Origin of the sequence: Bacillus sp. 03113 (genome assembly GCF_006546985.1) — a bacterium.
Taxonomy (GTDB): Bacteria; Bacillota; Bacilli; order Bacillales; family Cytobacillaceae; genus VATK01.
On sequence record NZ_VATK01000007.1, the window covers coordinates 167,279 to 186,992 of the forward strand.

24 protein-coding genes are annotated in these 19,714 nt (G+C 35.0%); 14 read left to right on the forward strand and 10 right to left on the reverse strand.

What is annotated here, in order from left to right; all coding sequences use genetic code 11:
* Positions 1 to 27 precede the first annotated feature (27 nt).
* Both FDO66_RS08485 and FDO66_RS08490 read right to left on the reverse strand, forming a co-directional pair.
* A complete protein-coding gene (locus tag FDO66_RS08485) occupies positions 28 to 336 on the reverse strand; it encodes a carboxymuconolactone decarboxylase family protein (protein WP_141432208.1) in 309 nt (102 codons plus the stop codon).
* Between the two features lie 75 nt (positions 337 to 411).
* Positions 412 to 645 carry a tautomerase family protein gene (locus FDO66_RS08490; RefSeq protein ID WP_141432209.1) on the reverse strand — a complete coding sequence of 78 codons (234 nt, stop codon included), beginning with the start codon at positions 643 to 645 and terminating at the stop codon, positions 412 to 414.
* 155 nt (positions 646 to 800) lie between these two features.
* On the opposite strand from FDO66_RS08490, the gene FDO66_RS08495 reads away from it, so the two are divergent.
* Both FDO66_RS08495 and FDO66_RS08500 read left to right on the forward strand, forming a co-directional pair.
* Complete coding sequence (locus tag FDO66_RS08495) at positions 801 to 1,136, forward strand: MerR family transcriptional regulator (RefSeq protein WP_258535662.1); 336 nt, start codon at positions 801 to 803, stop codon at positions 1,134 to 1,136.
* Positions 1,137 to 1,465: 329 nt separating this feature from the next.
* Complete coding sequence (locus FDO66_RS08500; RefSeq protein ID WP_141432210.1) at positions 1,466 to 1,978, forward strand: GrpB family protein; 513 nt, start codon at positions 1,466 to 1,468, stop codon at positions 1,976 to 1,978.
* Positions 1,979 to 2,087: 109 nt separating this feature from the next.
* Here the strand turns inward: FDO66_RS08500 and katA are convergent, their stop codons facing one another.
* On the reverse strand, positions 2,088 to 3,545 hold the full coding sequence (gene katA / locus FDO66_RS08505; protein ID WP_141432211.1) for a catalase KatA: 1,458 nt from the start codon (positions 3,543 to 3,545) through the stop codon (positions 2,088 to 2,090).
* Positions 3,546 to 3,707: 162 nt separating this feature from the next.
* Between katA and FDO66_RS08510 the strand changes: the two genes are divergently transcribed.
* Positions 3,708 to 4,151 carry a GNAT family N-acetyltransferase gene (locus FDO66_RS08510; protein ID WP_141432212.1) on the forward strand — a complete coding sequence of 148 codons (444 nt, stop codon included), beginning with the start codon at positions 3,708 to 3,710 and terminating at the stop codon, positions 4,149 to 4,151.
* Between the two features lie 140 nt (positions 4,152 to 4,291).
* Positions 4,292 to 4,861, forward strand: coding sequence for a flavodoxin family protein (locus FDO66_RS08515; protein WP_141432213.1), 570 nt, complete (start codon positions 4,292 to 4,294; stop codon positions 4,859 to 4,861).
* A 99-nt stretch (positions 4,862 to 4,960) separates the two neighbouring features.
* Here FDO66_RS08515 and FDO66_RS08520 read toward each other — a convergent pair whose 3' ends face one another.
* Both FDO66_RS08520 and FDO66_RS08525 read right to left on the reverse strand, forming a co-directional pair.
* Positions 4,961 to 5,851 carry a DMT family transporter gene (locus FDO66_RS08520; RefSeq protein ID WP_141432214.1) on the reverse strand — a complete coding sequence of 297 codons (891 nt, stop codon included), beginning with the start codon at positions 5,849 to 5,851 and terminating at the stop codon, positions 4,961 to 4,963.
* Between the two features lie 171 nt (positions 5,852 to 6,022).
* Positions 6,023 to 6,478, reverse strand: a complete 456-nt coding sequence (locus FDO66_RS08525; RefSeq protein ID WP_309475267.1) for an Lrp/AsnC family transcriptional regulator — start codon at positions 6,476 to 6,478, stop codon at positions 6,023 to 6,025.
* Positions 6,479 to 6,582: 104 nt separating this feature from the next.
* On the opposite strand from FDO66_RS08525, the gene FDO66_RS08530 reads away from it, so the two are divergent.
* Both FDO66_RS08530 and FDO66_RS08535 read left to right on the forward strand, forming a co-directional pair.
* Complete coding sequence (locus FDO66_RS08530; RefSeq protein ID WP_141432216.1) at positions 6,583 to 7,125, forward strand: cysteine hydrolase family protein; 543 nt, start codon at positions 6,583 to 6,585, stop codon at positions 7,123 to 7,125.
* 37 nt (positions 7,126 to 7,162) lie between these two features.
* Positions 7,163 to 7,888: a nucleotidyltransferase domain-containing protein gene (locus FDO66_RS08535; protein WP_141432217.1), complete on the forward strand. Its 726-nt coding sequence runs from the start codon at positions 7,163 to 7,165 to the stop codon at positions 7,886 to 7,888.
* A gap of 96 nt (positions 7,889 to 7,984) precedes the next feature.
* Here FDO66_RS08535 and FDO66_RS08540 read toward each other — a convergent pair whose 3' ends face one another.
* The gene (locus FDO66_RS08540) at positions 7,985 to 8,332 is read right to left on the reverse strand and encodes a DUF2500 domain-containing protein (protein WP_258535663.1); all 348 of its coding nucleotides are present in this window, start codon (positions 8,330 to 8,332) and stop codon (positions 7,985 to 7,987) included.
* A 250-nt stretch (positions 8,333 to 8,582) separates the two neighbouring features.
* On the opposite strand from FDO66_RS08540, the gene FDO66_RS08545 reads away from it, so the two are divergent.
* The 4 genes from FDO66_RS08545 to FDO66_RS08560 all read left to right on the forward strand — a co-directional run bounded on the left by FDO66_RS08545 (position 8,583) and on the right by FDO66_RS08560 (position 11,533).
* Positions 8,583 to 9,107: a YhcN/YlaJ family sporulation lipoprotein gene (locus FDO66_RS08545; protein ID WP_141432275.1), complete on the forward strand. Its 525-nt coding sequence runs from the start codon at positions 8,583 to 8,585 to the stop codon at positions 9,105 to 9,107.
* Between the two features lie 122 nt (positions 9,108 to 9,229).
* Positions 9,230 to 10,210, forward strand: coding sequence for a helix-turn-helix transcriptional regulator (locus tag FDO66_RS08550; protein WP_141432218.1), 981 nt, complete (start codon positions 9,230 to 9,232; stop codon positions 10,208 to 10,210).
* A gap of 74 nt (positions 10,211 to 10,284) precedes the next feature.
* Complete coding sequence (locus FDO66_RS08555; protein ID WP_141432219.1) at positions 10,285 to 10,740, forward strand: SRPBCC domain-containing protein; 456 nt, start codon at positions 10,285 to 10,287, stop codon at positions 10,738 to 10,740.
* Between the two features lie 160 nt (positions 10,741 to 10,900).
* Complete coding sequence (locus FDO66_RS08560; RefSeq protein ID WP_141432220.1) at positions 10,901 to 11,533, forward strand: pyridoxamine 5'-phosphate oxidase family protein; 633 nt, start codon at positions 10,901 to 10,903, stop codon at positions 11,531 to 11,533.
* An 8-nt stretch (positions 11,534 to 11,541) separates the two neighbouring features.
* On the opposite strand, the gene FDO66_RS08565 is transcribed toward FDO66_RS08560, so the two are convergent.
* A complete protein-coding gene (locus tag FDO66_RS08565) occupies positions 11,542 to 11,976 on the reverse strand; it encodes a hypothetical protein (RefSeq protein ID WP_141432221.1) in 435 nt (144 codons plus the stop codon).
* Between the two features lie 303 nt (positions 11,977 to 12,279).
* On the opposite strand from FDO66_RS08565, the gene FDO66_RS08570 reads away from it, so the two are divergent.
* From FDO66_RS08570 to FDO66_RS08585, 4 genes are all read left to right on the forward strand, one after another.
* On the forward strand, positions 12,280 to 13,521 hold the full coding sequence (locus tag FDO66_RS08570) for a Zn-dependent hydrolase (protein ID WP_141432222.1): 1,242 nt from the start codon (positions 12,280 to 12,282) through the stop codon (positions 13,519 to 13,521).
* Between the two features lie 254 nt (positions 13,522 to 13,775).
* Positions 13,776 to 14,819: an ArsR/SmtB family transcription factor gene (locus FDO66_RS08575; protein WP_141432223.1), complete on the forward strand. Its 1,044-nt coding sequence runs from the start codon at positions 13,776 to 13,778 to the stop codon at positions 14,817 to 14,819.
* Between the two features lie 16 nt (positions 14,820 to 14,835).
* On the forward strand, positions 14,836 to 16,041 hold the full coding sequence (locus tag FDO66_RS08580) for an MFS transporter (protein WP_141432224.1): 1,206 nt from the start codon (positions 14,836 to 14,838) through the stop codon (positions 16,039 to 16,041).
* Positions 16,042 to 16,178: 137 nt separating this feature from the next.
* The gene (locus tag FDO66_RS08585; protein ID WP_141432225.1) at positions 16,179 to 16,787 is read left to right on the forward strand and encodes a transglutaminase-like domain-containing protein; all 609 of its coding nucleotides are present in this window, start codon (positions 16,179 to 16,181) and stop codon (positions 16,785 to 16,787) included.
* A gap of 83 nt (positions 16,788 to 16,870) precedes the next feature.
* Here the strand turns inward: FDO66_RS08585 and FDO66_RS08590 are convergent, their stop codons facing one another.
* The 3 genes from FDO66_RS08590 to nagA form a co-directional block, all read right to left on the reverse strand.
* Positions 16,871 to 17,602: a GntR family transcriptional regulator gene (locus tag FDO66_RS08590; protein WP_141432226.1), complete on the reverse strand. Its 732-nt coding sequence runs from the start codon at positions 17,600 to 17,602 to the stop codon at positions 16,871 to 16,873.
* Positions 17,603 to 17,689: 87 nt separating this feature from the next.
* A complete protein-coding gene (gene nagB / locus FDO66_RS08595) occupies positions 17,690 to 18,442 on the reverse strand; it encodes a glucosamine-6-phosphate deaminase (RefSeq protein ID WP_141432227.1) in 753 nt (250 codons plus the stop codon).
* A 49-nt stretch (positions 18,443 to 18,491) separates the two neighbouring features.
* Positions 18,492 to 19,694: an N-acetylglucosamine-6-phosphate deacetylase gene (gene nagA / locus FDO66_RS08600; RefSeq protein ID WP_141432228.1), complete on the reverse strand. Its 1,203-nt coding sequence runs from the start codon at positions 19,692 to 19,694 to the stop codon at positions 18,492 to 18,494.
* Positions 19,695 to 19,714: the final 20 nt, after the last annotated feature.

The following is a 19,714-nucleotide window of genomic DNA, read 5'->3' on the forward strand; positions in this document are numbered from 1 at the left end:
TGCAGTGTCGGTCAACAGTAAAACCCCCTATTGCTTGTTTAGCTCATCCAGTATTTTTGGTAGAACCGCAAGAAAATTGCAAAGTCCTCCAGCTGGGATCGCTAACATCATTGCCTCTTTAATTTCCTCAGGTGTTGCTCCAGCTTTTAAAGCCATTGCTATATGCACTGGTACAGCTGGTGAGTAACGATTTGCTGTTAATATGCCTAGATACACCAATTGCTTTGTTTTTTCATCTAAAGCATATGAACTTACAGCTTGAAATAATTCTCCAAATACTTTCGCCGGTTCTGGAAACTCTTTTTTGAATAGCTCATAATCTGGATTTATTGCCATAAGGCACCTCCAAAATAAGGATATAAGAATATTTCCCAAAGGAGCTTAGCGCCTTTGGGAAACCACCTGTGGTTATTAATCGGCTTGTTTGACTGGTTCTGTTATACGGCTTTTGGCCAGAAAATCAGAGTCGGTTGCTACAGTACCGGCTTGCCCCCAATTTGATAAAGGTACCTCTCTTAATACCACTAATACTTTGTCAGGGGGAAGATTAAACAAATTCACTGTTGCATCTGTTAGTTCCTTAATCCATGCCTGTTTTTGTTCATCATTAAAACCTTCCCAGCAATCTACGTTAATAATTGGCATCTTTAAACCCTCTCCTTTTAAAGAATATAGTAAATTGTTTTATGTCTACAATTATTGTAACTAAATTACAAATAAAGTCAATACATTACTTTGGATATTTGTAAGTATACTACTTTTGTTGTAAAATAATTACGTTACGTACTGGAGGGAATAACGTGAGTGATAAACAAGAAATAGATGCATTGCTTGATTTTGAGTTGTTAAAAAAACTAGTAGTCGGCATTGGAGAAGTATCTGAAATGTCAGGCGTTCCTACAAGAAAAATACGCTATTGGGAAGAAAAAGGAATAATTGAGTCTGAAAATGAAGGTGAAGGAACAACTCGGAGATATAATTATTTAAATATCAAGAAAATTCTTCTTATCCAGGAGTTAATAGAAGAAGGATTCACACTTGACGCTGCAGCTAAAAAAGTTGAGAAGCGTATAAATCATATGAACGATGTATTTATAAAGCTAGCGAACGCTTCTAAACAAAAAAATGAAGACTGATTTTTCTATAAAATAGTCGATAACTCTTAGTCTATGTACGAAGAAATATCGACTATTTTATTTGGTTAATGTAATCAATTTTTAAAAAATTTGAAGAAACCATTTAGCTTCCTCATCTTCCTACCCCTAATCACAAATTTGTAAACTAAGAAATTCAAACGTATTTTTCCTTTACAGCTGTTAAATTATTAAGCCTGTATGAAGAAATGGACATTCATGTAAAAAAACATGTGAAATAATTTACAAATTTTAGGTTGATGTTATTATAATAAGTAGTTGTTTAAATGATGAAGCCCTTTTACTAGGGGCTATGAAATGGAGGAATTTCAATGAGAAAAGTTGAAGTAATACCATATCAAGAACAATGGTCTTTCATGTTTGAAGAAGAAGCTAATCATTTGCATCACCTATTCGGGGATGAGATTATTGACATTTATCATATTGGAAGCACAGCTGTTAATGGACTAAAAGCAAAGCCGATTATTGATATCATGCCAGTTGTAAAGGATATTAACAAAATAGATACATTCAATATGGACATGAAGTCTCTAGGCTATGAACCAAAGGGAGAAAACGGGATTCCGAACCGCCGATACTTTCAAAAAGGGGGAGACAATCGGACTCATCATGTACATATATATCAAGAGGGTGATCCAAATATTGAACGACACCTGGCATTTCGAGATTATTTACGAGAATATTCAGTATGGAGAAAAATATATAGTAATTTAAAAGAAGAATTGGCTCAAAAATTTCCTAACGATATAGAATCATATATTATTGGGAAGGAGCAGCTTGTTCTGGATATTGAACGAAACGCGATCGCTTGGTACAGAGATTAAGAGAATACGCTTCTTTTACTTCATAGAAAAAGGCATCCGTATGATAAACGGATACCTAGTTGAAAATGATTTCATTAGGACGATTTTACTTTTTCAGAAGCCAATTCGCTTATTTCGCTTCTTGTGGTACAGTTAATCCGAGGCCATCTGCTACTCTTGTTCCATACTCAGGATCAGCTTTGTAGAAATGTTCAATTTGTCGAAGCTTTATTTCTTCTTTTGTAACAGGCTTCATCGTACCTACAATGTTTTGTACAAGTCGTATACGTTCTTCGTCACTTAAAAGACGATAAAGGTCACCAGCTTGCGTGTAGTGATCATTGTGATCATAAGCAACGCTTTCTGCTATACCGGATACTGGGTAGGCTGCTTGTTTATTTTCAGGAGACTCAGTTGGTCCTCCATAGCTATTTGGTTCGTAGTATACAGAACCCCCACCATTTTGATCAAAACGCATTTGACCATCGCGCTGATAGTTGTTCACCTTATTGTGTGGACGGTTAATTGGCAATGCTTGATGATTCGCTCCGACACGATAACGATGCGCATCTGCGTATGCAAAAAGGCGTCCTTGCAGCATTTTATCTGGTGACACATCAATTCCTGGTACGAGTGTACCTGGAGAGAAGGTTGCTTGCTCAACCTCTGCAAAATAGTTTTCAGGGTTTCGATTTAATACCATTTGGCCCACTTCAATTAATGGATAATCTTTTTGAGACCATACTTTTGTAACGTCGAATGGATCAAAACGATACGTATTTGCATCTTCTAAAGGCATAATTTGGACATATAGCTTCCATTTTGGGAAGTCCCCTTGATCAATAGCATTAAATAGATCTTCTGTATGATAATCAGGGTTCTCTCCAGCAAGCTGAGTCGCCACATCCACAGCTAAGTTTTTCACACCTTGCTCTGTTTTAAAATGATATTTTACCCAAACAGCTTCACCTTCAGTATTCACCCATTTAAACGTATGACTTCCGAAGCCATGCATGTGGCGATATGTCGCAGGAATACCGCGATCTGACATAAGTATCGTCACTTGATGCAGCGATTCAGGAGATAAGGACCAGAAATCCCATACGGCATCAGGGTTTTTCAAATGAGTCACTGGATGACGTTTTTGTGTATGAATAAAATCAGGGAATTTAATGGCATCACGAATGAAGAATACGGGTGTATTATTCCCAACCAAATCATAATTTCCTTCTTCTGTATAAAACTTAACCGCAAACCCACGTGGATCACGTACAGTATCTGCAGATCCATTTTCACCTGCTACTGTGGAGAAACGAATGAACAATGGCGTTCTTTTGCCAATCTCAGAAAGGAAGTTTGCTTTCGTATATTTCGTTAAATCATTTGTTACTTCAAAGTAACCATGAGCTCCAGCACCTTTTGCATGAACAACGCGTTCGGGTACACGCTCTCTATTAAAATGAGCTAATTTTTCTAAAAGGTGGACATCTTGAATTAATGTTGGCCCGCGTGAACCAGCTGTAATTGAATTTTGGTTGTCTCCAACTGGTGCACCCCAGCTAGTAGTGAGCTTATTATGATTACTCATCAAATCACCTCTATAGAATATTTTTTGATAGATTTAATGATATCAGATATTAATAAAAAATCAATATTTAATTATAATTATTACAAAAAAATAATAAATTTATATAATTCTTTAATAATAATTTAATAATGCACTAAAATATAAAAAGGGAGGATAGTATGTATGTCTGAGAGTATTATTCCCATGACGCTGGATCATTTAGAGATATGTATCGTACTTTATATGGAAGTTTTTAATAGTGAGCCTTGGAATGAAAGTTGGACTGAACAAATTACGAGAGAAAGGCTTACTGATTTAATGCATACGCCCAATTTTCTTGGTTTCATAGTAATAGAGAACAAGCTGCCGCTTGGTTTCATTGCAGGGAATAGTAAGCATACATATACCGGGCTCACTTTTTATATAGCTGAAATTTGCATTAGTCATAAAATGCAAGGGAAAGGGTACGGATCCAAATTGTTGCAGTTTTTAGAAAATGAATTAAAACAGTGGGACGTGAGGAGTCTATATCTTTTAACCTCTATTAGTGGGCTTGCTGAAGCTTTTTATACTAAAAATGGTTATGTAGTCAATAAAAATAGAATCGTGATGAAAAAAAGCTTATAAAAAAATTACTCTTTATTTTCATTTAATGCGCTGCTTACGTTCTAGCTGGAAATGCTCGTTCAATAAAAATTTCAAATTATTGGGTAAAAAAGTATTGTATGATTTTCTAAAATACATTACAAATCTAATGGAGAGATAGAATGAAGATACTCGGATTGATTTTTAGTGCAAGAAAAGATGGCAATACGTCAAAAATGCTCTATTATTGCATGGATAAGCTTGATTCTACTAAAAATGAAGTTGAAATGATTAATATCCATTATTTGAATATTAATCCATGTGGAAAATGTCAATATGAGTGTTGTAAAAATGCAATTTGTCCAATAAATGATGATATCCCTAGCTTATTTAATAAATGTTTAGAATCAGATTTGATTCTATTTGGGCTGCCTACTTATTGTGGGCATTTACCTTCAACCTACTTTATTTTTTCAGAAAGATCTCAAGCAATGATAAAAAATGAAAAAATCTATGTAAATGAATTTCTAAAGAAGCTTAATTTTATTTTTATTGGAAATATTATTGCGGGTGCGGACATGTCGTCTCACGAGGCCCTATATTCTTTTGCCGGCAGAGATTTCTTTCCTGAGACTACATTGCTATCATCAAGAGATTATAATATGAAACCAATTAATGGGGATTTGATTGAAAACCAGTTTGTCAGACACAAGCTAGATGGTTTTGTTGAGAGAATACTGCAAAAGTATTAGGTATAAGATGGAGGATTTACTCCATCTTATTTAAAAAAATATTAGACTATGCTGTTGAGGGAAGCCTATCACTTAATGATAGGCAAGAATTGGACAGCTTTAACTATATTTATTTTGCATCCTTTTTTTAAATAGAAGCTTTTTTAAATCCACTTCAGCTAATAATACCCCAATGAGTACTATAGCAGCTCCAATATACCCTCTTGTTGAAAGCATTTCACCAGCAAAAAGAAATGCAAATAGTGCTGCGAAAACGGGCTCCAGTGAAAAAATTAGACTTGTATGAATAGGTGTCGTGTATTTTTGGGCAGTGGTTTGACCAATCGTTCCGATGGCGCTGCATAGTAAACCTAATGCTAAAACAGCAAACCAAGCATCAAATGTGTCCGGAAGCTTTGGTGTTTCAAACGAAACAGAAAATAAAAGACCAAATACTGCTGTAAAACCAAGCTGTAAAACTCCTAGGGTAATAGAGTCAACATTTTTCGTTAAAGCTCCTGTTACGACAATATGAGTGGCATTGCATAAGGCACATAAAATACATAAGATTGCCCCGTATCCCAATTGAAGTGTGTTATTTAATGTTAATAATCCTATACCAAAAAGGGCTAATAGAATTCCTATGATCACTTGATTTTTTGGTTTTTTCTTTAACCATAAAGACGATAATAATGGTGCAAAAATAACGGTCAGGCTGACTAAAAAGCCCGCACTCGATGCTGATGTTGTTTTGACGCCAGAAGTGACGGTTGCAAAGACTAGAAATAAAATAGAACCTAAAATAAAAGCATATTTGATCGTTTGAACATTTGCTTTTAGCAGTCTTTTATAAAATAAAGCAGCGGAAAGAAAAAAGGCGATGCCAAATCTCAAAGCAATTAAATTAAATACATTGATAGAATCAAGGCCCATTTTCATAAATAAATAAGATGAGCCCCAAAAAATAGTTATGATCACCATGACAAAATCTGCTCTAATTTGTGTTTTCATAAGTCAATTTCCTCTCATTTAGGTAGAAGCATTAATATGTAGATATCGCTATATTCATCATTATAATTGGAAAGGTTGAATTAAAAAAATGAATGTTTATCATTTTTTATATGAAAAATATTAATGAATAAAACGGACACCTACTAATATTTGTTTGCTTTTTCTTATAACCTACTGATTAAAAAGAAACCGTCCGTTTTTAATTTCTTGTATAGATAAATTCAATCTATAGTTCCCATGTTTAAGTAGTTCATTAAGAAAAAGATTCAATTTTTCTTGCGATTCAACTTTTATTTTTAAATGGTAACAACCTTCCCCAGATATACGGTGAGCTTCAATTACCTCTTTACGATCATTTATAAAACGAATAAAAGAATCATGGTTTGCTGTTTTCATAAAAATAATGACAAACGCTGTATAAGAAAGCCCTAATTTCATTTCATCGATTATTAGGGAATAGGCTTTAATCACACCGCTCTCCTCAAGTTTTTTTATACGATTGCCGACAGCTTGTCCAGTCATATGAATTTGTGCCCCTAAGTCTTTCCATTGAATACGTGAATTTTCAGTTAGCAATCGAAGAATTTGAAAATCAATATTATCAAGCTGCATATAAATTCCTTTCATCATGAAATTATTTTTAATAAAAGTGTTTCATCAAAGTATCGATTAAACTCAAAATTTTCATTATGATTTCATTATATTTTATTTTATGTTTAGGAGGAATGAAAATGAGTACAGCTTTGATCTTAATTGATATTCAAAATGACTATTTTCCAAATGGAAAAATGGAATTAAAAAATCCCGAGAAAGCAGCAGAGAGAGCAGGAGAAATCCTTGAATGGTTTAGAAAAAAAAACCATCATATCTTCCATATTCAGCATGTTTCGAATCGAGTAGGAGCAAGCTTCTTTCTTCCTAACACAGAGGGAGTCAAGATACATCAATCGGTTTTACCATTAGAACAAGAAAGTATTATTATAAAACATACACCTAACAGCTTTTTCATGACCGAATTAGAAAGCAAACTAAGAGAAAATGGAGTGACCAAACTAGTAATTTGCGGCATGATGACGCATATGTGCATTGATGGAACAGTAAGAGCCGCAAAGGAGCTGGGTTTTGAATGTACGCTTATTGAAGATGCTTGTACAACGAAGGATTTATTTTATCAGGATAGGCTTGTGTCAGCTGATCAGGTTCATTTTGCGTTTGTTAGTGCACTTAGCGGAACATATGCAAATGTAGTTTCAACAGAAAATTTTCTATTATGATTTATCGAAGGAGAAATAATGAACAAAGGTGAGGATGATGGAAGAGATAAAAAGATTAGAACCAATTGAAGCCTCAAAAAAGTTTATTGAAAGGTATTTTCCAAACTGCCAAGGTGCTCTATTAGCCGGAAGTGTGGTACGAGGTGAAGCTACAAGTACCTCTGATCTTGATATTGTCGTTTTTGATCATAGCCTTTCTTCTTCCTTTCGGAAATCATTAATTGAAAATGATTGGCCGATAGAGGTTTTTGCACATAATCTGAAATCATACAAGGAGTTTTTTGCGAGTGACTGTGAAAGAGCAAGACCTGCATTGCCAAGAATGGTTTCAGAAGGTGTGGTTCTTGTCGATAAAGGAATTATTAAGGCGATAAAAAAAGAAGCTATAGAGCTAATAAATAACGGTCCGGAAAAATGGTCTGAAGAAATCATTCGTACAAAACGTTATTTCATAACTGATGCATTGGAGGATTTCATAGGTTCTTCAAACAAAGCTGAAGAAATATTTATTGCCAGTACTTTAGCAGAGCTCATTCATGAATTTGTATTGCGAACAAATGGTCATTGGATCGGAGCTTCAAAATGGATTGTTCGTGCATTACAGCAGTATGATGAATTATTTACTAAAGAATTTGTAGAAGCATTTGACTTGTATTATAAAACGGGTCAAAAAGATAAGGTTGTCCAATTGGCTGACAAAGTATTGAAACCGTTTGGAGGTCGACTATTTGAAGGTTTTTCTTTAGGAGAGCCAATTATCTGATATAGAATTACAAAATTAATTGTAGCTTCTTTAATCCTAGTATAACCGCTTGAGGAAAAGTGTACTCCTCAAGCTTTTTTTAATTGAAACAAAATATTAATTTCGCTCAAATCCAAGATATCTTGTTCCTTGAAAAGTTAATATTCCAGTATCATCTTTAGAAAGTTGACCGTATTCTTTTTCGGAGACCTTAAACTCAGTACGATCTTTGCTCTCAAATTCAAAGGTTACATAATATGAAGTATGTGATGAAGATCCGCCTCTGCTTACATGATTACGTTTCGATGTCAGAACTACAGGCACATTAAGGCGTGGAGATTGTTCATTTTTCCTCCATGTACCTATTCCTTTTATAATGCTGATCAATATACCTCCAATAACGATAATGAAAATTAGTCCAATAAAAATAGGAACTAAATAAAACATAATATCCCCAATATACAAGTGATTTCCTCCTAATATCAAATAATGTTAAAGATTATACGAAAAATATGAAATGAAGTTTCAAAAAGAGAGATATTTTTCCAAATTTCTGTTTGGATCTACTTTCTTTAGGTTGAGTGTAAAAATTTTGAAAGTACGGATTGAATGAACTAGTTTATTCTAACCTGTGGAAAATACAACCAGAATATTTACATCTATTCTGGTTAATTTAAGATTAGACTTAATTAATGAGGTGGTAATTTTGCAAAAAATGATCCTTTTCTCAATTTCTCTATTATCCGCATTTTTGCTATTTGGATGTAATTTTAATGATGGAGATAGAGCATTGAATAATCGTGATGTCAATAATGTTCAAAGAGTTCGATACAATAATGAAAATGTAGGAATTCCAAATGTAACAAATAATCGGAATGATTTAACCGATGTTAATCGTGAAGAAACAAGAATGGAAGTGGCAGATGATTCATCTGATCGAATTGCTAACATGAAAGAAGTTGACACTGCAAACGTGATCGTTACGAACCGAAATGCTTATGTAGCTGTTATTTTGGAGAATGACACCAAAGATGAATTAACCGATGATCTGGAGAAGAAAATTGCTGATCAAGTGAGAGCGGAAGATCCAGATATTAGGAATGTATTTGTATCAACGAATCCTGATTTTGTAGATAGAATGACTGATTATACACGAAGAGTAAGTGAAGGAGAACCTGTAGAAGGATTCTTTGAAGAATTTAATGAAACAGTTAGAAGAGTATTTCCAACTAATCGCTAATATGTTCGGACAATTAAGTGGCAGTCTTACTTTAAAAAAGTAGGGCTGCCTTTTTTACTTAAAATTAATTTCATTGTATCTTTTAAATATAAAAGTGCGAATAAGAAAGGAACTTTATGATTATGTCTAAAGCTGATAATATGCTGTCTATTTTGTTGTTGTTGAAATCTAGGAAGCGAATGACTGCAAAGGAATTAGCGGAGGCATTGGAGATAAATATTCGAACCGTATACCGATATATCGACTCTTTATGTTCAAGTGGAGTGCCTATTGTTGCGGATTCAGGACATAATGGAGGATACAGTTTACTTGAAGAATTTAATGAGATGCCTTTAATTTTTGATTTGAATGAACAGAAAGCACTTATGCATGCGGCGCTCTTTGCACAAGAAGCTGGTTATCCATTTAGTCATGAACTAAACCGAGCTATTGCTAAACTAAAAAGGGTGAGGAATCAAGAGCAACAAGATAAAATTAGCCGTCATCTACACGGATTTGACGTGATTAGTCCTCTATCTCCTCCTGTATTGGCAACAACTCTTCAAGAGATTGAAGTGTCGGTAGCCGAATGCAAAACACTTTTAATCCATTATAAAAAAGGAAATGAATCTTCAGCACAAATCAGGCATATTGATCCGTATGGACTTGTTTATTGGAAAGGGAAGTGGTATGTCGTTGCTTATTGTCAGCTACGGAAAGATGTTCGAAGCTTTCGCGTCGATCGGGTTGAGTCTATTTCAAAAACCGAAAAAATATTTGAAAGGCCGCAAGATTTTTCTGTGCGTCATTTTTTTCTTCACAAATTACTTCCAAATTTAGATCAAAAGGAGTATCTAATTTCTGTACATATTGTAGGGAAACAAGAAGCGTTAAATGATTTATGCGAGCATTGGTTATTTGGGCATGCTCTAATAGAGCGTTCAGTCGACCGAGCTCAATTTGTGCTTGATGAAAAAGTGATTCAGACTTATGTTCCTTATTTTCTTCTTCCCTATGGAAGATCGATTCAAGTTGTAGAACCTCTTATTTTAAAAAATAGACTTGTAGTTATAACCTCTGAGCTCCTTGATTTTTATCAAAAAGATGACTTCACTGACCATTAATGTCAGTGAATATCGTGTATGATCAATGTACATCATGATATACAAATCAATTTACTAAACGAGGAGGAGCCTTTATGGATTTAAAGTACGAGTTCTATATTGCCGGTACACCAGAAAAGGTGTGGGATGTTCTTATTACACCAGAGGGGACGAAAGAAATTTTTTATGGAAGTATTATTAAATCAACATTTAAAGAAGGAGACCCTATTGCATATGTAGGGCCTGGAATCGAAGGGGATGAAACCGTTCATGTTTATGGGAAGGTGCTTGCATTTGAAACCCAAAAAGAGCTAACCTTTACTCATTATGTTGGAGAATCTTATTTAAAGGGTAGAGAAAATTATGAGTCGAGAATCTCTTATTTGCTTGAACCTGTTGGTAGATGTACAAAGCTAACACTCATTCATGATCAATGGGATATTAATAATCCTTCTTATAAAAATAGTGATAAAGCCTGGTGGATGATATTAAATAATATAAAGACCTATATTGAGACAGGTAAAACATTAGATTTTGGAGAAAGTGCATAGATTATTTACGTCTTTAAGAGAGCACTCTAGTTGCTAATGCAACCTCTGAGTGGCCCTCTTTTTTTCTCTACTTTCCTTAGATTTGGTTAATTTATACCAATTTTCCAATGAATAATGTTAAAATAAACCTTATTTATCATACAGAATAGGGGATAGAGTTTTGGAGAATAAGTTTAATAAAGTGATAAAAACAGAGGAAGAATTACGTTCTATTATTGGTTTTCCTAGTGAGTTGGTTAAAAGAAAGGTTATCACATATTTAGATCAAAACTGCAGAGAATTTATAGAAAAATCTCCTTTTTTGATTCTATCTACTTCTAATCATTTAGGTTTATGTGATGCCTCTCCTCGCGGGGATATGCCAGGATTTGTCCTTTTATTAGATGAAAATCATTTGTTGATCCCAGAAAGACCAGGTAATAAAAGAATCGATTCAATGAGAAATATACTCGAAAATCCAAATGTTGGACTTCTATTCTTAATTCCGGGGTTAGGCGAAACACTTAGAATTAATGGCAAAGCTTATTTAGTGCAGGATGAAGAACTACTAGAACAGAGGGCGGTGAAGGGGAAAAAACCTTTAATTGGAATTGTTGTCAGGGTAGAAGAATGTTTCATTCATTGTGCAAAGGCCATAAAACGGTCAAAATTGTGGGAACCTGAAGCGTGGGAAGACAAAGAACTGCTTCCATCTGCGGCAAAGATAATATTAGAGCATACGAAGATGCCAGGAACTACAGAAGCTGAAATAGCTAAAAGACTTCAGGAAGGCTATAAAAATAGGCTTTATTAAATGTGGTATTACACTGGTCCTCGCCTAAAATTACGAATGGCCACTTCATGATCTCCCAATATTTCATAAATGGATTTTTGGTTTTCTATGATATTACTTAACGTTTGTTGATGCATTTCTGCTTTCCCATGCAGCTTCTGAACATCCATGCTTAGAGCGTCTAGCTTGGCATCTGTTTCTTCTTGGCGATTAAAAAGTGCTCGAACCACCTGATTGGTTTCGCTTAATTGAGTTTTAATAAGAAGCTGTTTATTCTCAATACCATCCAATCGAAATTCGATTTTTTCAAAGCGCTTATCCATGCTTTCAAAACGTTTGTCAATGTTTTCAAAACGCAAATCGATTTTTTCAAACCGTGCATCAATTTCATCAAATCGCTTGTTAGTCTGAGCTTCCATGGTGTTTAATTTTTCAAGAATTTGCTGTAAGAGGAGTTCACTCATTTTATGTTTTTCCTTTCAATGTATTTGAATAAAGAACGATTCTACTAGTAAGGGTCTTTTTAGGAGAAAAAGGAGATGATGGTTGAGTTAGTGATAGTCTATCAAAAAAAGAATGAAATGAATAGTGACAATAGTATGTCTTGAATATGGGTAACTATGATTTAAATTAGTATGTTATTTTTGTTTTTCTTTTGCTTCAGAAAGCTTTATAATTCTGATATACATAATTTTTGTTCGGTACACTTTAAATTATCTAAATAATTAAAAGTTTCACATAGATTGTCATAAACAGGAGATACATATATGGAAAAGAAAATGCGATACCAAATGCTTTTGGATAATATGAATCAATATAATTCAGGTGAAAAAGGAATTACAAGGGTCGCGTATACAAATGAGGAACAAGCTTGTATCCATGCATTTATGAGATTATGTAAAGATGAACATATGGATGTTCAATTGGATAACTGTGGAAATTTAATTGCACGAAGAGAAGGAAGAATAAAAGGTCTCCCACCTGTTGTTATCGGCTCGCATTTAGATACAGTATATCAAGGAGGAAAGTATGATGGAGCTGTAGGAGTAACAGCAGGACTAGAAGTGGTCAAACGCTTAAATGAGAGGGGCATTGTGACGGATCACCCGATTGAAATTATTTCGTTTGCTTGTGAAGAGTCTAGCCGTTTTGGAGTATCTACAGTAGGCAGTAAAGCAATGGCAGGCACCATTGATAAAGAGAAGTATCGCCATCTAAAGGACCGTGATGGAATTACCATGGAGAAAGCTTTTGCTCTTATTGCACTGGATTTTGATAGTTTAAATCAAGCTAGTAGAGCAAACGAAACCTTTAAAGCGTTTTTTGAGCTTCATATAGAACAAGGCCCCATTCTTATTAATGAAAATAAAAAAATTGGAATCGTCACTGGTATTGCAGCGCCAACACGGTTGATTGTCACGATTATTGGAAAGGCCTCTCATTCTGGAACGACTCCAATGAACATGAGAAAGGATGCCCTTCTCGGTGCAGCTGAACTTGCACTTGAGATTGAGAAGGCTGCTATAAAGGAACAGCCTTATGGAACGGTTGCAACAGTAGGCGTATTAGATGTGTTTTCGGGCGCTATGAATGTGGTACCTGGAGAAGTAGAGCTGAAAGTTGATATTCGATCTACCTCAATTGAATCACGGAAAAGAGTATTAGATCATTTACAGGAAACGATATCATCTATAGAACAAACAAGGCAATTAGAGGTGAAAAGCAAGGAGATTAGCAATGAGGATCCCGTCCTGCTATCAACTGAAATTCAAGCAGACCTCAAAGAAATTTGTGAAACTCAAAACCTGCCGTATCGATTGATGCAAAGCGGGGCAGGGCATGATGCCATGAATATGACGAAGCTTGGTCCGGTTGGTCTTATTTTTATTCCTTCAGAGGATGGTCTGAGTCATCATCCAAATGAGCATACAGACCTAGACGATATTTTGTTGGGAATTGATGTTTTAGAGGCTGCTGTATTGTACCATGCGAAAGAAAGTAAGAAATAACCGAAAATATTTCAACTGTATGGAGAAGGAATGAAGCAATGCGAAATAATCTAGCATTGCTTCATTCCTTTTTAGTTTGAAAAAGTAGGAGTTCCTTGTTTTAGAACTTAACAAAATGATTTAGATAAAATACCCAAGCCTGTATTTTTTCAAAAAAGAAAAGTAGCTTACACACTTTTTTGTTATAACATTCGATAAATATTGAAAATATTATTCTAAAAGTATAGAATTTAATGAAAAAGGAAGTGATTGGAATGGATGTGTTGAACGTTTCAAGTAGAAAGAGAGAAACATATAAGGTCAAAATAAAGTATTCAGTACTGTGGGAATGTGTATTAGGCATTGCTGCTATTACGAATACGCCTATTTTACATACACTAGAAAAAACAACTCAGGATTGGGAAAAGATTAAGCAGCTTTTATCAAAAGACATGTTGGATGAACTCTGTTTTGTGGAAGAAAAAAATACTTGGAAGGCATTGCTGCAGCTTCTTCATCAAAAGGAATTTAAGGATGTAGCTTCTTTTCTAGCATATATCAAAGAGCTTTCAGAAGAGGATCTTAAATTTATTTGTATTCCATTTATAGGTGAAGATCTGCAGGAGAAAAGAAGGCTGGCATCAAACGGAGTAGAAGCAGCTATTCAAGAATTAAAAATGTTAACAAAAAGCAATCCATTCTTCCCGGATTATATAGAGTTTATATGTAAGGTAGATGAACAACTTCTAAAAGCTCATCTAACAAAGGTAATGTCAGGCTGGTACAAAGCAGTGATAGAACCTGAGTTTGAAAAACTTTTACCGATATTAGAAAGAGATGCGCAATCCAAAATAAAAATGAGTAAAAAGATGACCCCAGAAGAGTTGGTAGAGTGGTCAACGGGAGGCGTTACCTATCTTCCTGAACCGAGTGTGCATCATGTTCTCCTTATTCCACAATACACTTACCGTCCTTGGAATATAGAAGCAGATATTGAAGATACGAAAGTATTTTTCTATCCAATAGCGAATGAAAGCATTGCGCCTCACGATAAATATCTTCCAAACTATTTTTTAGTTCAAAAATATAAGGCGCTTGGAGATGAAGCGAGATTAAGAATTGTAAAGCTCTTGTACGAAAGAGACCGAACTCTGCAGGAGCTAACCGAGCAATTAAATATTGGAAAATCGACGATCCATCATCATTTGAAACTATTAAGAGCTGCAAAGCTAGTAGAGATTATTGACTCAAAATATAGTTTAAAAAGTAAAGCACTTGACGCTCTTTCAAAAGAGTTAAATGTTTTTCTAGATGATTAGGAAAGCAGGTGTCTAAATGAAGGGATTAAGAAAAAACCGAGCATTTTTTTATATGTGGACGGGAAGTATGGTTTCAGAGTTGGGAGGCGCTTTCGGAACCTTTTGCAATTCGATTATTATTTATGAATTAACAGGCTCAAAAACAGCGTTAGGAAGCATGTGGCTGCTTTATTTTATCCCATCTCTTATCCTTCAGCTTTTTATTGGTCCATTTATTGATAAATGGAGTCGAAAGTGGATGATGATTTTCTCTCAATGGACGCGCGGTCTAGTATTTTTAATTCCTTTAGTCATCATGACGTTAGGGGAAATTGAGCCTTGGCATATCTATGTTGTTCAAATTGTAGTGGGTCTTATTACACCGATCTATGTTCCAGCTGCACAGGCGATCACTCCAACCATTGTTTCGAAATCACAGCTAAAAGCAGCGAATGCTTATTTGGATGGTATGGTTAGGCTTATGACTTTCCTTGCCCCTGTATTAGGTGGAGTTGTAATTGAATATACAGGCACCAAGTTAACCCTTTTCCTAGTATGTATTTTTCTTTTCGCAAGTAGCAGCTTGTTAATGCTCGTAAAAGAAACTAGGACGTCAAAAACGGTACGTCAAACATGGGCAGCACAATTTCGAGCAGGCATTTCTTTTTACTTTCAACAGCCTGTACTTATATGGCTTGCGATTTTTCTTGCTTTTGTTCAATTTGGTGTAGGGGTTTCAATGGTCATCAATCTTCCGTATATCACGGATGAACTGAAAGCCAGCTATGCTGAGTATGGTTATTTTATGGCGAGTTTTCCACTTGGATATGTGATTGGTTCTTTTTTTGTTGGGAAAAAACATGTTGATGGTAGAAGATTTATTATGCTAGGAGCTTTAATTATTGGAGGTGCTACATATATATCATTAGCTTTTAATCAAAATATCATACTAGCATATACAACTGAAATGATAGCAGGAATCTCTTTGGCCTTTTTTAATGCTTATAATACAACTATTTTTCAAGAGACTGTCCCAAATGATAGGATGGGAAACGTATTTTCTATTCGTTTATTCATTATTAGAGGAATGATGCCACTGGGTGTATTGGCTGGTGGAGTCCTTAGTGAATTATGGGGAATTAGATCAATGTATTTTCTTATTGGCTCAATTATTTGTGTAGCTTCTTTTATAGGTTTGGTGCTTCCATATTTTAGGTTTTTGGATCTTCCTCAAAGGGAATAGTATACTATAGAAGAGACCATTATTGGTTTTATTATGTACACTACCATTCGGAGGTCATCTCTAAGGTTAAATTTGAATAGATATTAGTTTAGATATATATTTATTCATAATGATAGTTTTGTAGAGGAGCAATACGAATGATGTTAACTTGTGAATCATCTAATTTAGAAGAATATTTAAAGGAACTTGATACTGTTGACTATTCAAGTTCAGTCATAAAGAAGAAAAAGCAAGAATTATTTCATGATCAACAATCAGATATCGAAAAGACTAAAATTGCTTTTGAATTTGTAAGGGATCAAATATCACATTCATGGGATATACAAGCGCAGAGAATAACAAAGAAAGCATCAGAGGTGCTTCAATATCAACATGGGATATGCTATGCAAAATCAAATTTGCTTGCTGCCTTACTAAGAGCTGAAGGAATTCCAACAGGCTTTTGTTATCAGCGATTAATGCTGTTCGAGACACCTGAAAAAGGTTATTGTATTCATGCGCTAAATGCTGTATTTTTAAAATCATTAAATCGTTGGATTCGGTTGGATGCACGCGGAAATAAACCTGGAGTTAACTCAGAGTTTTCAATAAATGAAGAAAAACTGGCTTTTCATATCAAAGAGGAAATGGTTGAAAAAGACTATCCAACTATTTATGTAAAGCCAAATGAAAAGACAATGGCTGTTTTAGAGGAACAAAAGAATACAATTAACATGTATCAATATTATTTACCAGATGATATTTAAGTAAGATAACAGGAACATTCTTAGAACTTTCATAAAGGAATACAAACAGAGACAAAAAGACTAGTGGAAGAATCCTTCGTCCATTAGTCTTTTTGTCTTTTAATATGAATAGAAAACTTGTAACGATCTGCCCTGTAGGAAGATTTTGCCACCTCTATAGGAGTGTTATTCTCTAAATAAGAATGTCGATGAAATAAAAGGATAGGTGATCCTTTAGGGATGTTCAAATGCTGAGCTTCTGCATCTGTCGCTATAGACGATTCGATTGTTTGGCTCGCATGTGCCATTTTTAATCCGGACTTCTCCTCGATATACTCATACAGAGAGTGACTGGCAATTTCGGCAGTCAAACCTTTTACTAAATTAGCAGACATATATAAGGTTTCAAAAGCCATCGGTTCTTTATCTGCAAGACGAATTCGTATGATCTCATACACAGGCTCATTTTCTTTGATTTTTAGCATACTAGCCATTTTTTTTGTTGCCGGAATTAATTCAAAATGAAGCATTTTACTGCTCGGTGTCAGACCTCTTTTTTTCATTTCTTCGGTAAAGCTAGTTAAACCAATCAGTTCTTGTTCAAATTTCTTTTCAGCAACAAAGGTGCCTTTTCCTTTTCTTCTATAAAGATATCCATCATTCACAAGGTTCGTAAACGCTTGACGTACGGTCATTCGACTAATTTGATAGTATTCTGAATACTCACGTTCGGAAGGAAGGATATCATTTGGCTGCAACTCACCGATTTCAATTTTCTTTTTAATCAACTCTTCAAGCTGATAATAAATCGGAAGAGGCGAGCTTTTATCAATCATAATTTCTCTCTCCTTAAAGGCCATATCACATTAAGAGGCGTTTCTGCCCATCTTAAGAGATCCTGAGGAAACAAAGGAGCTTAGTATCTATCTTATTGTAGAGATGTTTTTTATGTGTGCTCCTGATAATGCCTTTTGATCTACAATGATTGTAACACAGGGATGCTGTTTTAAAATAGATGCTGGAAAATCTTCACTTTCTTCACTGTTAAATAATTTATGCACTGCATCAGCTTTCTCCTCACCAGACACTAAAAGGAATATTTCTTTGCTTTTCATAATAGAAGCGATGCCCATAGTAATTGCATGCGTTGGAACTTCTTCAATTGAAGAAAAGTAACGTGCATTCGCTTTTCGGGTAGATTCGTCTAATGTAACCACATGTGTAAGAGATTGAAAGGAAGTACCAGGCTCGTTAAATCCAATATGTCCATTTCGTCCGATTCCTAATATTTGTAAATCCACTCCGCCTTTTTCATCAATCAGTTGCTCGTAACGCTGGCACTCTAGTTCAAGATTTTTAGCTGAGCCAATCGGAAGATGAGTATGATCAACATCTATGTCAAGGTGGTGGAATAAGGTATCATTCATATAGTAGTGATAGCTATTAGGATCAAGCTTATTAAGGCCCACATACTCGTCCAGGTTAAAAGTTGTAATGTGTTTGTAGGAGGTTCCATTCTTTTTATGGTCTTCAATCAGTATTTCATAAAGCCCTTTTGGTGTACCTCCAGTGGCTAGTCCTAGATTAAAGGACTGTTTGCTTTTAATTTTACTGATCAGTAAATCAGCTGCTTTTTCACTCATTTCTTGATAGTCCTTTACCTGAATGATATTCAAAATAGTTCACTCCTTTATCATGATCATTTGCTGTTCTTTCACTGTTAAACTATACTTGTCGTTGCTCGCTTTTTTTATATGCAAGCTTTCCACGGCAGAAGGTCATTACGACATCGTAATTTTCATCTAAGATTACAAAGTCAGCATCCTTTCCAACTGCAAGACTTCCTTTTCGGTCAAAGACACTAAGCTGTTTAGCAGGATTAACGGCGGCCATTTGAATGACATCCTGAAGGGTGCATTTAGAGAAAGAAAGCATATTTTTCATGGCATCCTTCATTTTTAATATACTGCCTGCCAAAGAACCATTTGCAAGAGTTGCTTTTTCTCCATTTACAATGACTTCTTGTCCACCTAAATCATAGACTCCATTTTTTAAGCATTTTGCTCTCATAGAATCGGTTATGAGGATGACACGTTTACTCGTTTTCATTTTATATGCAAGCTGTATCATTTCAGGCACGGCATGAATACCATCAACGATCATTTCAGCAAAAAGCTCATCTCGAAGTAATGCAGCACCTAAAATACCTGGTTCGCGATGATGAAGTCCGCGCATCCCATTATAAAGATGCGTTACTTGAGTTGCCCCTGCTTTAATGGCTTGATCGACTTCTTGATAGGTTGCATCTGTATGTCCAATAGAAGCGACGACATTTGTGTCATGTAAATAGTTTATGAAGTCAATTCCTTCTCCCTCTTCAGGAGCTAGTGTCACTTGTTTAATGGTCCCTTTGGCTAACGATTGCCATTGTTTAAAAAGATCAATATTTGGTTCAATAATGTGGTTTGTTGGTTGTGCCCCTGCTCTTTTAGGTGAAATAAAAGGGCCTTCAAGGTGAATACCAAGTATTTCAGCTTGGCCAACTGTTTGTTTTTTAACAATATAATGAGCTGCATTTTCTAACGCATCTTCAATTGCTTTCTTTGATTGGGTCATGGTTGTGGCAAGAAAACTAGTGGTCCCTTCTTGAGGGAGGGTAGCTGTAATAATATTAAGAGCTTTTTCTGTTGCATCCATTGTATCTGCACCATTTACTCCATGAATATGCATATCGATTGCACCAGGGATTAAGTTATATGCAGGAGTAAATTTAATAATCTCTGTTTCTTCATTCTTTAGTTGATTGGAAACATCAGTTCCAATTTCAACAATTTTTCCATTTACTATTTTTATGTATCCATTTGGGAAAACTTGATCCTCTGCGTACACATTAATATTTTTAATAATAAGTGATTGGTTACTAGACATTTGGAGGACTCCTGTCTGAA